Origin of the sequence: Erwinia psidii, assembly GCF_003846135.1 — a bacterium.
GTDB lineage: Bacteria > Pseudomonadota > Gammaproteobacteria > Enterobacterales > Enterobacteriaceae > Erwinia > Erwinia psidii.
This window is the reverse complement of sequence record NZ_RHHM01000003.1, coordinates 203538-217080: the sequence shown is the minus strand read 5'-3', so window position 1 is coordinate 217080 and position 13543 is coordinate 203538. Positions and strand designations below refer to the sequence as shown.

15 protein-coding genes are annotated in these 13543 nt (G+C 53.1%); 12 read left to right on the top strand and 3 right to left on the bottom strand.

The genetic code is table 11. The features are described 5' to 3' along the window. Positions 1-11 precede the first annotated feature (11 nt). From cheR to flhE, 8 genes are all read left to right on the top strand, one after another. Positions 12-884 (top strand): protein-glutamate O-methyltransferase CheR, encoded by an 873-nt coding sequence (gene cheR, locus EB241_RS05600; RefSeq protein WP_124232227.1) that lies wholly within the window; start codon positions 12-14, stop codon positions 882-884. Further along, entirely contained in the window at positions 884-1933 is a 1050-nt protein-coding gene (locus tag EB241_RS05595; RefSeq protein WP_124232226.1) for a protein-glutamate methylesterase/protein-glutamine glutaminase, read from the top strand. Before cheR ends, EB241_RS05595 begins: the two co-directional genes overlap by 1 nt. A gap of 49 nt (positions 1934-1982) precedes the next feature. Continuing rightward, positions 1983-2372 carry a chemotaxis response regulator CheY gene (gene cheY / locus EB241_RS05590; RefSeq protein ID WP_124232225.1) on the top strand — a complete coding sequence of 130 codons (390 nt, stop codon included), beginning with the start codon at positions 1983-1985 and terminating at the stop codon, positions 2370-2372. A 9-nt stretch (positions 2373-2381) separates the two neighbouring features. After that, positions 2382-3026 carry a protein phosphatase CheZ gene (cheZ, locus tag EB241_RS05585; protein WP_124232224.1) on the top strand — a complete coding sequence of 215 codons (645 nt, stop codon included), beginning with the start codon at positions 2382-2384 and terminating at the stop codon, positions 3024-3026. Next, a complete protein-coding gene (locus tag EB241_RS20845) occupies positions 2998-3165 on the top strand; it encodes a hypothetical protein (RefSeq protein WP_158612382.1) in 168 nt (55 codons plus the stop codon). Before cheZ ends, EB241_RS20845 begins: the two co-directional genes overlap by 29 nt. Before the next feature lie 87 nt (positions 3166-3252). Then, on the top strand, positions 3253-4398 hold the full coding sequence (gene flhB / locus EB241_RS05580) for a flagellar biosynthesis protein FlhB (RefSeq protein ID WP_124232223.1): 1146 nt from the start codon (positions 3253-3255) through the stop codon (positions 4396-4398). Then, on the top strand, positions 4398-6479 hold the full coding sequence (gene flhA, locus EB241_RS05575; protein WP_124232222.1) for a flagellar biosynthesis protein FlhA: 2082 nt from the start codon (positions 4398-4400) through the stop codon (positions 6477-6479). Before flhB ends, flhA begins: the two co-directional genes overlap by 1 nt. Next, positions 6479-6871, top strand: a complete 393-nt coding sequence (gene flhE / locus EB241_RS05570) for a flagellar protein FlhE (protein ID WP_124232221.1) — start codon at positions 6479-6481, stop codon at positions 6869-6871. Before flhA ends, flhE begins: the two co-directional genes overlap by 1 nt. A 62-nt stretch (positions 6872-6933) precedes the next feature. Here the strand turns inward: flhE and argS are convergent, their stop codons facing one another. After that, the gene (argS, locus tag EB241_RS05565) at positions 6934-8664 is read right to left on the bottom strand and encodes an arginine--tRNA ligase (RefSeq protein WP_124232332.1); all 1731 of its coding nucleotides are present in this window, start codon (positions 8662-8664) and stop codon (positions 6934-6936) included. A 197-nt stretch (positions 8665-8861) separates the two neighbouring features. Beyond that, positions 8862-8990, bottom strand: coding sequence for a hypothetical protein (locus tag EB241_RS21750; protein WP_267431724.1), 129 nt, complete (start codon positions 8988-8990; stop codon positions 8862-8864). 300 nt (positions 8991-9290) lie between these two features. Between EB241_RS21750 and EB241_RS05560 the strand changes: the two genes are divergently transcribed. Next, complete coding sequence (locus EB241_RS05560; protein ID WP_124232220.1) at positions 9291-9851, top strand: VOC family protein; 561 nt, start codon at positions 9291-9293, stop codon at positions 9849-9851. On the opposite strand, the gene EB241_RS05555 is transcribed toward EB241_RS05560, so the two are convergent. Then, entirely contained in the window at positions 9846-11006 is a 1161-nt protein-coding gene (locus EB241_RS05555; protein WP_124232219.1) for a MalY/PatB family protein, read from the bottom strand. The two genes, EB241_RS05560 and EB241_RS05555, sit on opposite strands and share 6 nt — an antisense overlap. 119 nt (positions 11007-11125) lie before the next feature. Here EB241_RS05555 and cutC point away from each other — a divergent pair, with 119 nt between their 5' ends. From cutC to cybB, 3 genes are all read left to right on the top strand, one after another. After that, positions 11126-11881: a copper homeostasis protein CutC gene (gene cutC / locus EB241_RS05550; RefSeq protein ID WP_124232218.1), complete on the top strand. Its 756-nt coding sequence runs from the start codon at positions 11126-11128 to the stop codon at positions 11879-11881. A gap of 36 nt (positions 11882-11917) precedes the next feature. Continuing rightward, complete coding sequence (locus EB241_RS05545; RefSeq protein ID WP_124232217.1) at positions 11918-12199, top strand: hypothetical protein; 282 nt, start codon at positions 11918-11920, stop codon at positions 12197-12199. Between the two features lie 738 nt (positions 12200-12937). Continuing rightward, entirely contained in the window at positions 12938-13459 is a 522-nt protein-coding gene (cybB, locus tag EB241_RS05540) for a cytochrome b561 (protein ID WP_124232216.1), read from the top strand. The last annotated feature ends 84 nt before the right edge of the window (positions 13460-13543 follow it).

Sequence of the window (13543 nt, the reverse complement as noted above, 5' to 3'; positions counted from 1 at the left end):
GATGGCAATACATGAAAAAATCGACGTTGTTAGCACCGCAGGAAAACCAAACGCTGCTGTCCCAGATGGTACAGCGCCTGCCGCTATCTGATGCGCATTTTAAACGTATCAGTCAACTGATTTATCAGCGTGCGGGCATTGTGCTGGCCGATCACAAGCGCGAGATGGTTTATAACCGTCTGGTACGCAGACTGCGAATGTTGGGCATCGACGATTTTGGTCGTTATCTGGCCCTGTTGGAAAATGACATTAACAGCCCTGAATGGCAGGCGTTTATTAATTCGCTGACCACCAACCTGACGGCGTTTTTCCGCGAGGCGCATCACTTTCCGATTCTGGCTGAACACGCCAAAAAGCGCGGCGGCAGTTTTAACGTGTGGTGTGCGGCGGCGTCAACCGGAGAAGAACCCTACTCGCTGGCGATGACGCTGGCGGAAACCCTGGGCAGCGGGCCAGGAAAATTTCAGGTGTATGCCAGCGATATTGATACCCAGGTACTGGAAAAGGCGCTGGCTGGCGTCTATCGCCAGGAGGAGCTTCGCACGCTTTCTGCGCAGCAGATGCAACGCTTTTTTTTCCGTGGCACCGGACCGCATGCTGGCATGGTGCGTGTGCGGCCGGAACTGGCTAATACGGTCACTTTTGCCCAGCTAAACCTGTTGGCCAATGACTGGGCGGCACCGGGACCATTCGATGCAATTTTTTGCCGCAACGTGATGATTTATTTCGATAAAGAGACACAAGAGAAAATTCTGCGTAGGTTTGTTCCACTGTTGAAACCGGGTGGAATACTGTTTGCCGGTCATTCCGAGAATTTCAGCCAGATCAGTAAAGAATTTTATTTGCGTGGCCAGACGGTCTACGGACTGACTAAGGAAAGATAATGGGCAAAATCAGAGTGTTATGTGTTGATGATTCAGCACTGATGCGTCAGTTAATGACCGAAATCATCAACAGCCATCCTGACCTTGAGATGGTTGCTTCCGCACCCGATCCGCTGGTGGCAAGGGAACTGATTAAAGAATTTAACCCGGACGTACTGACGCTGGATGTTGAAATGCCGCGTATGGACGGACTGGATTTTCTGGAAAAACTGATGCGATTACGGCCAATGCCGGTGGTGATGGTTTCTTCCCTCACCGGTAAAGGTTCCGAAGTGACGCTCAGGGCGCTGGAGCTGGGGGCGGTAGATTTTGTCACCAAACCTTCGCTGGGCATTCGCGAGGGAATGCTGGCCTACAGCCAGATGATTGCTGACAAGGTGCGGGCAGCGGCAAAAGCCAAACTGTACACCCGTGGCCCAATGCCACCGCCTGTGATGTTGAAAGCCGGCCCGCTGTTGAGCAGTGAAAAGCTGATTGCCATTGGGGCATCAACTGGCGGGACAGAGGCTATCCGGCATGTGTTACAGCCACTTCCGGCAACCAGTCCGGCATTGCTTATCACCCAGCATATGCCGCCAGGATTTACCCGATCTTTTGCCGAGCGGCTGAACAAGCTGTGTCAGATAACGGTAAAAGAAGCAGAAGACGGAGAACGTATTTTGCCGGGCCATGCGTATATCGCCCCTGGTGCGATGCATCTGGAACTGGCTCGCAGCGGCGCCAATTACCAGGTGAAACTGAATGAGGGACCGCCGGTAAATCGTCACAGGCCGTCGGTAGATGTGTTGTTTAAATCAGTGGCACAGTTTGCGGGCCGCAACGCGGTGGGGGTGATCCTCACCGGGATGGGCAACGATGGTGCAGCCGGTTTGCTGGCGATGAATCAGGCGGGTGCCTGGACCATCGCGCAGAATGAGGCGAGCTGTGTGGTATTTGGCATGCCCCGCGAGGCCATCGCACTTGGGGGTGCCAGTGAAGTGGTGGATTTACATCAGGTCAGCCAGCATATGCTGGCGAAAATTAGCGCCGGACAGGCATTACGAATTTAACGTATAACGCAGCGCCCGTCCTGCGGGGCTACACAAAACAGGAGTAACTATGGCTGATAAAAATATGCGGTTTCTGGTGGTCGACGATTTCAACACTATGCGCCGCATCGTCCGTAACCTGCTAAAAGAGCTTGGCTTCAACAATGTTGAAGAAGCAGAGGATGGGGTTGATGCTCTGGCTAAATTGCGTGCCGGTGGATTTGACTTCGTTATCTCCGACTGGAATATGCCAAACATGGATGGCTTGCAACTGCTGCAAACTATCCGTGCTGATGCCACATTAGGCAAGCTGCCGGTGCTGATGGTGACGGCGGAAGCCAAGAAAGAAAACATTATTGCGGCTGCTCAGGCGGGTGCCAGCGGCTACGTTGTTAAACCCTTTACGGCTGCCACGCTTGAAGAGAAGTTAGGTAAAATCTTCGAAAAGCTGGGTATGTAAGGAGCCGAGATGAGCGATATTCCGAAACCAAGTGTTGATGCTGCCTCGGCGCAGGACATTATCTCCCGAATCGGTTCACTGACGCGTATGCTGCGTGACAGCCTGCGTGAGCTGGGACTGGATCAGGCGATTGCCGAAGCGGCTGAAGCCATTCCTGATGCACGCGATCGTCTGGATTACGTAGTACAAATGACGGCGCAGGCGGCGGAGCGTGCGCTGAACTGTGTGGAAGCTTCACAGCCACGCCAGACACTGATGGAAAATGGCGCGAAAGCACTGAAAGGACGCTGGGATGAGTGGTTCGAAAATCCTATTGAACTGGCAGATGCCCGCTCGCTGGTTTCGGATACCCGTGGTTATCTGGAATCTGTGCCGGAGCATACCGGTTTCACCAACGCTCAATTAATGGAAATCATGATGGCACAGGATTTCCAGGATCTGACGGGGCAGGTGATCAAACGTATGATGGATGTCATCCAGGAAATTGAGCGCCAGCTGCTTATGGTGCTGCTGGAGAACATCCCGGATCAGCCCGACAGGCCGAAAAAAGACGCCAACAGTCTGCTCAATGGTCCACAGATCAATGGTACAGCTCCTGGCGTGGTGGCAAACCAGGATCAGGTTGATGACCTGCTGGACAGTCTTGGGTTTTAATACCGATCGGACGGTGTTTATCCTGTCCATGGATCACCTCAGCGCCCGCCAGCCGGGCGCTCAGTCAGCCAACAGCGCACCCGGTTTACAGCATCTGTCTCCGGGTGCGCTGACCATTCTCAGTTTATCAGCGAAATAACCCCTTTTTTACGCGTTTACTCGCGGCATCATTCCTGTGCCATTCTGGCATGCTGGGCAAAATTTCTGTTGTGAAGGTAAGCAGCCCGTGTCCGGTGACAGCGAAGAGGAAAAGACCGAAGCCGCAACGGCCCACCGACTTGAAAAAGCGCGTGAAGAGGGACAAATTCCGCGTTCGCGCGAACTGACTTCGGTGCTGATGTTGGTCACCGGGCTGAGTATTCTCTGGGTTGGCGGTGGCTCGATGGCGCAGAAGATTGGTCTGCTACTGGCACAGGGGCTTAATTTCAATCATTCGGTGGTCAGTGACACCAGTCAGATGTTTCGCCAGATGAGTGCGTTGCTGTTGCAGGCCGTGTTTGCGCTGCTGCCGATGATGGCGGGGCTGGTGCTGGTTGCCATTGCCGCGCCGATGCTGCTTGGCGGGGTGATGATCAACGGTAAAGCGATAAAAGTGGACTTCGGTAAGATGAATCCGCTTAAAGGGCTGGGACGCCTGGTGTCCAGCCAGACGGCAGCAGAGTTGCTCAAGTCGGTGCTGAAAGCGTTGCTGGTTGGGGTAGTTACCTGGATTTATATCCGACATCACTGGCCCGCGATGCTGAGATTGATCAGTGAATCACCTTACACGGCGTTAGCCAGCTCGCTGAATATGATTGCGCTGTGCTGCATTCTGGTGGTGCTGGGCTTAGCCCCAATGGTGGGATTTGATGTTTTCTGGCAGCTCTACAGCTATTTTAAAGGGTTACGTATGACCCGCCAGGATATTCGTGATGAATACAAACAGCAGGAAGGCGACCCTCATGTTAAGGGACGAATTCGTCAGCAGATGCGTGCGGCTGCCCGCCGCCGCATGATGGCGGATGTGCCCAAAGCGGATGTGATTGTGACCAACCCGACCCACTTCTCTGTGGCGCTACAATATGACGAGCGCAAAATGAGCGCGCCGAAAGTAGTGGCAAAAGGCGCGGGAGATATTGCCCTGCGTATCCGCGAACTGGGTAAAGAGCACCGTATACCGGTTCTTGAAGCGCCATCGCTGGCGCGTGCGCTCTACCGACACAGTGAAATTGGCCAGCATATTCCTGGCACGCTCTACGCGGCCGTGGCCGAAGTGTTAGCCTGGGTCTGGCAACTCCGTCGCTGGAAGATCCAGGGGGGCGTGGCGCCGAAGAAACCAAACAATTTACCGGTGCCGGAAGCACTTGATTTTGACCCTGGAGAAAAAGAGTAATGGCTTCTCTGTCCGCGTTATTACGGTTACCGAATCTTAAAGACACCCAGTGGCAGGTAATGGCCGGCCCTGTGCTGATCCTGATGATCCTGTCGATGATGGTACTGCCGCTGCCATCGTTTATTCTCGACCTGTTGTTCACCTTTAACATCGCGCTATCGATCATGGTGCTGTTGGTAGCAATGTTTACCCAGCGCACGCTGGAATTTGCCGCATTCCCGACCATCCTGCTGTTTTCCACGCTGCTGCGTCTGGCGCTGAACGTGGCTTCTACCCGTATTATCCTGATGGAAGGCCATACCGGGGCAGGTGCAGCCGGACATGTGGTTGAAGCGTTTGGCCACTTTCTGGTGGGGGGCAACTTCGCCATCGGTATCGTGGTATTTATCATCCTGGTTATTATCAACTTTATGGTTATCACCAAAGGTGCCGGACGTATCGCTGAAGTGGGCGCGCGTTTTGTGCTGGACGGTATGCCAGGTAAACAGATGGCGATTGACGCTGACCTCAACGCCGGATTGATCGGAGAAGAACAGGCGAAAAAGCGCCGATCGGAAGTGACCCAGGAAGCGGACTTCTATGGTTCGATGGACGGTGCCAGTAAGTTCGTGCGCGGCGACGCCATCGCCGGGATTATGATTATGGTGATCAACGTCATCGGCGGTCTGTTGGTGGGCGTTATCCAGCACGGTATGGACGTTGGTCATGCGGCGGAAAGCTACACCCTGCTGACTATCGGTGACGGGCTGGTGGCGCAGATCCCAGCGCTGGTGATCTCTACGGCCGCCGGTGTGATTGTGACCCGTGTCAGCACCGAGCAGGATGTGGGTGAGCAGATGGTTACCCAGCTGTTCACCAATCCACGGGTAATGATGCTCAGTGCTGGCGTGTTGGGGTTGCTGGGGCTGGTACCGGGCATGCCAAACTTTGTGTTTCTGCTGTTTACCGCTGCTCTGCTTGGGCTGGCATGGTATCTGCGTGGCAAACAAAACAAGCCGAAGGTGGAACCGCAGGGCGGAATGGTTAAAACGGTTGAAACGCCGGCCAACGTTGAGGCGTCCTGGACCGACGTGCAGCTGGAAGATTCGCTCGGCATGGAAGTGGGTTACCGACTGATCCCGATGGTGGATCATTTGCAGGATGGTGAATTACTGGGGCGTATCCGCAGTATCCGCAAAAAATTTGCTCAGGAGATGGGATTTCTGCCGCCGGTGGTGCATATCCGCGACAATATGGAGTTGCCGCCAGCCCGCTATCGCATTCTGATGAAAGGTGTTGAAATCGGCAGTGGTGATGCCTATCCGGGGCGCTGGATGGCGATTAATCCGGGGACTGCCGCCGGAACGCTGCCGGGGGAACCGACGGTCGATCCCGCCTTTGGTCTTGCCGCGATCTGGATTGACAGCGCCCTGAAAGAGCAGGCGCAGATTCAGGGCTTTACGGTGGTGGAAGCCAGTACCGTGGTGGCCACACACCTCAACCACCTGATAGGGCAGTATGCCAGTGAGCTGTTTGGCCGACAGGAAGCACAGCAGTTGCTGGATCGTGTGACCCAGGAAATGCCAAAACTGACCGAAGACCTGATCCCTGGCGTTATCACACTCACCACCCTGCATAAAGTGCTGCAAAATCTGCTGGCGGAAAGGGTGTCGATTCGTGATATGCGCACCATTATTGAGACGCTGGCCGAACATGCTCCGGTGCAGAGCGATCCGCAGGAACTGACGGCGGTGGTTCGCGTGGCGCTTGGCCGGGCAATCACCCAACAGTGGTTTCCCGGTAACGGTGAGGCACAGGTTATCGGTCTGGATACGACGCTTGAGCGTTTGCTGCTTCAGGCGTTGCAGGGAGGCGGAGGACTGGAACCTGGCCTTGCGGATCGTCTTCTGGCGCAGGCGCAGGGTGCACTGACCCACCAGGAGTCGCTGGGTGCGCCGCCGGTGCTTCTGGTTAACCACCCTTTGCGAGCGTTGCTGGCGCGTTTCCTGCGTCGTAATCTGCCTCAGCTGATGGTGATTTCGAACCTGGAACTGACCGATAATCGCCAGATCCGTATGACCTCAACCATTGGTGGAAACTGATGGCCAGGCTACTGTGGCTGTTGTTACTTTGTCAGTCTGGCATGGCACTGGCTGGCGGCGGCTGGCAGGCCAGCAGTAACGGACCTGGGCTACAGATCCGTGGGCAGCAGATGTTTTCTCCGGCGTTGAGCGCTCCTGAAAAAGTCTCCGGGGCGATAACCCAAATCGCCTGGCGTTACAGGCTGAACGCACCGCCTCCGTCAGGGCTTGTGGTGCATCTTTGTGCGCAGACGCGCTGTGTCGTGCTTGAAGGGGCCAGCGGTAGCACCCGTGGACTGACCAATGTCAGTGCGGCGGAAAGCCTGCATTTTGTTTATGGCGTTCAGGGGAAAGGCAAACTGCCGCAGACGCTTCGGGTGCTGAGTAATGAAGTGATGGTGAATTACCGCTGAGTGCGATGAGAAGTGTTGCAGTGGTTGGCTGCATTCAGGTTCATGCAGCCAGTGTCTGTCAGTTACATTCTTTCGACGGTTTCAATACCTAAGGTTTCCAGCCCTTGCCTGAGTGTTTTCGCCGTTAGCAATGCCAGTCTGAGACGGCTCTGACGCGTGCTGTCATCCTTCGCCGCCAGAATAGGGCAGTGCTCATAAAAACCAGAAAACAGGCCTGCCAGATCGTACAGATAGGCACACATGACATGCGGCGTGCCGTCACGGGCTACCTGAGTGATGGTTTCTTCAAACTGCAACAGGCGTACCGCAAGCGCTGCTTCACGTTCTTCACCGAGGACTGTTTTAGCGCTCAGCGCTGACTCATCAATACCTGCTTTGCGGAATACTGACAGTACCCGCGTGTAGGCATATTGCATATAAGGGGCGGTATTTCCCTCAAAAGCCAGCATGTTATCCCAGTCGAAGATATAATCGGTAGTGCGGCTTTTCGACAGATCGGCATATTTCACCGCGCCAATACCCACGATATTTGCCAGCTTTTTCAGTTCATCAGCAGGCATATCGGGATTCTTTTCACTGACCAGCCGGGTTGCGCGCTCCACCGCCTCATCCAGCAGATCGGACAGTTTGATCGTGCCACCGGAGCGGGTTTTAAACGGTTTACCATCTTTTCCCAGCATCATGCCGAATGCATGGTGCTCCAGGGGGACTGATTCCGGTACGTACCCGGCCTTGCGTACGATAGTCCACGCCTGTTGCAGGTGCTGATGCTGACGTGAGTCGATATAGTAAAGCACCCGATCGGCATGCAACGTTTCATAGCGGTATTTTGCGCAGGCAATATCGGTGGTGGTGTAAAGGTAGCCGCCATCCTTCTTCTGGATAATGACCCCCATCGGTTCACCTTCTTTGTTTTTATACTCATCAAGGAAAACCACGGTGGCACCTTCACTTTCCACCGCCATCCCTTTGACTTTCAGATCGGCCACGATAGTCGGCAACATGTCGTTGTAGAGACTCTCGCCCATTACGTCGTTACGGGTGAGAGTAACGTTCATGCGGTGATAGATTAACTGGTTTTGTGACATGGTGATGTCGACCAGTTTTTTCCACATCTCCCGACAATATGCATCGCCACCCTGCAATTTCACCACGTAGCCACGGGCACGTTCCGCAAACACCGGGTCTTCATCGTAAGTACGCTTGGCTTCCCGGTAGAAGACTTCCAGATCGGCCAGGGCGATACCCTGATGATGTTCGTTCTGTTGCTTCTCAAGAAAAGCAATCAGCATACCGAACTGTGTGCCCCAGTCGCCAACATGGTTGGCGCGAATAACCTTATGACCCAGGAACTCCAGCGTTCGCACGGCGGCATCACCAATGATCGTTGAACGCACATGTCCCACATGCATCTCTTTGGCAACGTTAGGGGCAGAGTAGTCGACAACGATGGTTTGTTGCTTGATTGCTGCTACCCCCAGACGGGGAGCGTCAATAACGCTGTCAATCTGAGCAGCAACCCAGACCGGATCGAGGAACAGGTTAATAAAGCCCGGACCGGCGATGTCAATTTTGCTGACAATGCCCTGCAAATCAAGGTGAGTGAGCACCTCTTCAGCCAGCTGTCGCGGGGCTTTTCCCAGTTTTTTCGCCACGGTCATGATGCCATTTGCCTGATAATCGCCAAACTGTGCTTTGGCAGACTGGCGTACCTGTGGCTCACAATCGGCAGGAGCGCCTGCCGCGATCATCGCCTGACTGACTTTTTCTGAGAGGATGGCCTGAATATTCAACTGGTTACCTTTATAATCTGTGTTGGCCTTGCGGTAAGCACAGGCCAGCGTTAGCCCGAAGAATGTGCTGATGCAAGCTGAGGTCATGAAAATTGAGGGGCAAAGTATACTGCATTTCTGATGCCGTTAGCCAGGTGGCGTTACGGTGCATCGCAATTGGCGGGAAGCAATATCACTGATGCTGCCCGCCGGGCAGACTAAGGACGACGTTGAGTGTGGCGGTAGGGACTTGTCAGCGTCTTTTTATGCCGGCGAGCTTGCCAGTGACGAACCAGGGCAAAGCCTGCCACAACGGCAAGCGCCGCAATCAAGATCAACATAGCCATGTTGCTGTTCCTTATGGGAGGAGTAAAACAGGTTAATAAGAAACCAGATTACCCCTTACACAACGTGGATAATTTGAGGTCTCTCGTAAAAATTAATCTTAAATTAATTAAAGGATTAAGTTAAGCCTTGTTTTTTAAGAAAAAGCTGTAAATTTTTGTCCCTTTTAAAAAAACATTAATGAATATTATCTTTTATTAATTAACAAGGAGCGTTAATCATTTTTTGAATGATTTGTGCTCTTGTTTTTTAAATCTGGTATTTTTAAAAAATAAAATACCTGGCAATAAGACGGTGACGGAATGTTTAAGTGTGGAGTGGCTGAAGAGTTAGCTGATCTGGCTAATGATTTACCGGACTTTATACGGTCTGTATATAGCCTGGCTGACAAGCTGGGTCTCGAACTGCTGGCACTGGACGCCGATCATATTGCGGTTCGTTGTTTCCAGAAAGAAACCGCAGAACGATGGAAAAAAGGCTTTTTGCGCCATGGCGAGCTGTTATCAGAAAAACTAATCAATGGTCGTCCGGTTGCACTGGTTGAACTGCATCAGGCGTTGTCGGTTGGACCATGGCTGATACCGGTTGTGGAGCTGCCCTGGCCGGGTGAAAAGCGTTATCGACATGAAGGTTGGGAACATGTGGAGCTTGTGCTGCGCTGTGCCGATGATCAACTGGTCAGTAAGGCGTTGGCACTTTGTAGCGGTGAAGGCCTGGCACGGCCGGGGATTTCCATCAAACACAGTGTGCCGAAAGGAGAGGGTGAGCGTCTGGCAAATCCGACCGTGGCCTTTTCAGATGGCCGTGTCACCATCAAGTTCCATCCCTGGAGTCTGAAAGAGATTGTGCAGAGTGAACTATGACCTGTGCTGATATGCCAGGTTTCTGACTGCGTTTTCCATTCTTCTCAGGGCTTCCTTCAGCAGGTCCGTCTGACAGCCGAAGTTTAAACGTACAAAATTATTGTCACCAAAATCAGCGCCCGGTGAGAATCCCAGGCCGTGGCGCTCAAAATACAGCGTCGGATTGGCAACCTGTAACTGACCGGCATCTATCCATGACAGATAAGAAGCCTCTGGTGCCACAACCGACAGCCCGCTGATGGCATTAACCTTTTGGGTAACAAAATCGCGGTTTTTACGCAGGTAGGCCAGCTGTTGATCCAGCCACGGCTGGCCGTCCTGCCATGCTGCCGTTGCTGCGGTTAATGCCAGAATATCCACAGCCGGCACAATCCCCTGTCGGACCGCATTGAATCTGCTGCGTAACCCTTTGTCCGGGATAATCGCCAGTGACGCACCCAGCCCGGCAATGTTGAACGTTTTAGAGGGGGACAGCAACGTTACCGAGCGTTGTTGCGCATCTTCGCTGAGGCTGGCAAACGGGATATGTCGAACGCCGGGTTCCAGCAGTAAATCGCAGTGGATTTCATCAGAGCAAACTATCAGGTTGTGGCGTTGGGCAAAACGTAGCTGCTGTTCCAGTTCGTCCCGACGATAGACCGTGCCGCCTGGATTGTGTGGGTTACACAGCATCAGCAGTTTTTCATTGCCGGTCATTTGCGGCTCCAGTTCATTCAGATCGATCACCCAGCGCTGTTCTTTAAGCCGCATCTGTGCGTTCAGCTGGCTACGGTTAGCCAGTCTGGCGGCTGAACGAAAGGGAGGATAAATGGGGGTTGGGGCAATCGTTCCTTCGTGTGCTTCAGTCAGTGCACGAACGGCAATGTTCAGCCCACTGACCACGCCGGGAAGGAATACCAACCATTCTGGCTCTGTCTGCCATTGATATCGTTCAGCCATCCTGCTGACCACCACTTCGGCCAGCTCAACAGGGGGTTTTCCATAGCCAAAAATACCATGTTCAATTCGCTTTTTCAGCGCATCGTTAATGCAGTCCGGTGAACGAAAATCGGTATCAGCAACCCATAACGGCAAAATGTCGCTGTCGCCATATTTTTGCCATTTCAGACTGTCGCTGTGACGGCGGTCGATACGTTGGTCGAAATTGCATATCATATTGGTTATTCCCGCTAATGTGTTTTCTGAACAGAAAAGGTAAATTTAACAATGCAAGTCAGATTAAACATCGGAAATGATTTACACAACCAGACAGCAATGATTAACAGGAGGAGAGGATGCTAAAACTGGAGGTATGCTGCTACGGCGTTGAATGTGCCGTGGAAGCTGAAAAAGCAGGAGCCGATCGTATTGAGTTATGTGCCGCTCCTTCTGAAGGTGGCCTGACGCCATCTGCAGGCAGTCTGATGCAGGCCCACGAAATGCTAACCATCCCGGTTCATCCCATGGTTCGCCCCCGCGGGGGCGATTTCTGTTTCAGTGCCACTGAGTTCAACGAGATTAAATCTGATATTGCGCTGATCCGTGAGTTGGGGTTCACCGGACTGGTGGTGGGGGCGCTGGATGAGGATGGCCATATTGATTTGACGCGTATGCGCCAGGTGATGTCACTATGCGAAGGGATGGCGGTAACCTTCCATCGGGCATTTGATCTTTGTCACAACCCTTTGATTGCGTTGCGGCAATTAACTGACCTTGGCGTGGCACGTATCCTGTCTTCAGGCCAGCAGCACAGTGCTGAAAGTGGTTTATCCCTGCTCAGGGAACTTAATCGTCTTACCTGCGGTCCTATCATTATGGCCGGTTCCGGGGTGCGCCTTGGCAATTTGCAAAAATTTATTGATGCTGGTCTCACCGAGCTACACAGCTCCGCCAGCCAGCGTATTGCCTCCCCGATGCGTTATCGAAAAGCGGGGGTGTCAATGAGTTCAGTGGCGGAAACGGATGAGTTCAGCCGCACATGTGTTGACAGTGATATGGTGGCGGCGATGAAAGTTGCTCTATCTCAACACGCTCCGGTCAGTATTGCCTGACGCCGATTTTGCCGCGCAGCACGCCAGACTAACGACGTGATGCTTGCAAGTACCAGGCCCCATCGTATTGGTGGGGCTTTTTTTATTTCAATCAATAAATTAATCATTGAAATGGCACTTCAGGGGACCGTGTATCGAGATTATGCCCGGAAAAGAAGGGGGGCGCACAAGGATATTTTGGAAAGTAGTGAGGAGATGACGCCGCCGGGTGGCCCCGCAGAAGGAGGGCTTCCTGTTTATGAATGGATAAAGCTCGTAACCCTCTTTACGCTGCTGAACGATGTAATCCGCCAGATCGGCAGGGGGTGCGCTTTCTGAAAACGGCCAGCACTGAAGGCTGGTATCTGCAATTTACACGGGGCCGCTTTGCGTTCCGCGTATCCGCTTCCATCTCAAAATATTTTTCGCTGACGTCTGCCATCGGCACAACGCCCGCATTGAGTTCGGCCAGCGGTAAAAACTGTGTTCATTTTTCCCTCTTTACGACTGGCCAGCCATGAAGCTGATGGATGTGCGTTAACTCAGTCAACGTACCACCAGTATATGTATGCTTCGCTTCATTCCCGCGCCATTTGCGTCATGGATGCTGCTTATTTATCAGTGGCCTGGCGAAGACAGGGGAATGATCCTCATTACTGCGAACGGAAATACCTGAGATGCCATTCTGTATCTGTCGGCAAAAAATCGCAGAACAAAATGCCGTTTAACCGCTGGGGGGGACAGGCACCGCAGGAGATAAAAATTAAGACGCCGCACCGTGGGCTTAATTTTTGTCTCCTGATTTGTGGGGAGTGATGCAAGTGGCTATTTCTGACTGACGCACATCTGGCCGAGTTTAACGTTGTTGAGGTGTGGCGCTATCACCGGTAAGGAGCCGCAGACGGTCGCCCGATACCGCAGGCGACAAAAGGCAAGATGCCGTATCGGCATCCTGATGTTATCCTCTGCGTTGCAGGGAACATTGCGCCACGGTCTTAAATATACAGTTTCCTGATTTATATCTGAGTACCTGCTGTTAACTTAGTAAGCCAGTCCGACTGAGGTGGATTAACGTAAATGATTAAATATGCGCGGTTACAGATGCTTTTCCACTGGCTGACAGTCATGCTGCTGGTGATTGCCTACGCGACAATTGAGCTGAAGTGGTTGGCCGACAGGGGAACGTGGCAACGTAATGTGGTGATGATTACGCATTTCTCTGCTGGCGTCTGCGTGCTGCTTATGATGTTCACGCGCGTCTTTCTGCGCACCCGGCACAGGACGCCGCCAGTGGTGCCCCCTCTGAAGCACTGGCAAACCGGACTTTCGCATCTGGTTCACACACTGTTGTACGCGCTCTTTATCGTGTTGCCGGTGCTGGGAGTAAGTTCACGCTATCTGCGTGGTCGTGACTGGTCGCTGTTTGGCCTGAATATGCCCGTATCGGCTGTCTCCAACCCCGAACTGGCCTCTACACTGATTGACTGGCATGAAACTCTGGCGCCTCTGGGGTACTGGCTGATCGGATTACATGCGGTGGCCGCACTGTTTCATCATTACGTTATGAAAGACAACACGCTACGCAGGATGATGCCCTGAAGGATAACCAGGGCGTGTGAAAGGTGGTAAAGAAATGGGCACCTCCTCATTGCGGCTTCACTGAACCATGCCGGCAATGCCAGC

What these genes read in the sequence shown, in the direction of transcription:
- cheY (WP_124232225.1), top strand. Translation starts at nt 1,983, where the DNA reads ATGGCTGATAAAAATATGCGGTTTCTGGTGGTCGACGATTTCAACACT.
- EB241_RS05560 (WP_124232220.1), top strand. Translation starts at nt 9,291, where the DNA reads ATGTTTAAGTGTGGAGTGGCTGAAGAGTTAGCTGATCTGGCTAATGAT.
- EB241_RS20845 (WP_158612382.1), top strand. Translation starts at nt 2,998, where the DNA reads ATGACCTGCTGGACAGTCTTGGGTTTTAATACCGATCGGACGGTGTTT.
- cybB (WP_124232216.1), top strand. Translation starts at nt 12,938, where the DNA reads ATGATTAAATATGCGCGGTTACAGATGCTTTTCCACTGGCTGACAGTC.
- EB241_RS05555 (WP_124232219.1), bottom strand. Translation starts at nt 11,006, where the DNA reads ATGATATGCAATTTCGACCAACGTATCGACCGCCGTCACAGCGACAGT.
- EB241_RS21750 (WP_267431724.1), bottom strand. Translation starts at nt 8,990, where the DNA reads ATGGCTATGTTGATCTTGATTGCGGCGCTTGCCGTTGTGGCAGGCTTT.
- cheR (WP_124232227.1), top strand. Translation starts at nt 12, where the DNA reads ATGAAAAAATCGACGTTGTTAGCACCGCAGGAAAACCAAACGCTGCTG.
- cutC (WP_124232218.1), top strand. Translation starts at nt 11,126, where the DNA reads ATGCTAAAACTGGAGGTATGCTGCTACGGCGTTGAATGTGCCGTGGAA.
- EB241_RS05595 (WP_124232226.1), top strand. Translation starts at nt 884, where the DNA reads ATGGGCAAAATCAGAGTGTTATGTGTTGATGATTCAGCACTGATGCGT.
- flhE (WP_124232221.1), top strand. Translation starts at nt 6,479, where the DNA reads ATGGCCAGGCTACTGTGGCTGTTGTTACTTTGTCAGTCTGGCATGGCA.
- cheZ (WP_124232224.1), top strand. Translation starts at nt 2,382, where the DNA reads ATGAGCGATATTCCGAAACCAAGTGTTGATGCTGCCTCGGCGCAGGAC.
- flhA (WP_124232222.1), top strand. Translation starts at nt 4,398, where the DNA reads ATGGCTTCTCTGTCCGCGTTATTACGGTTACCGAATCTTAAAGACACC.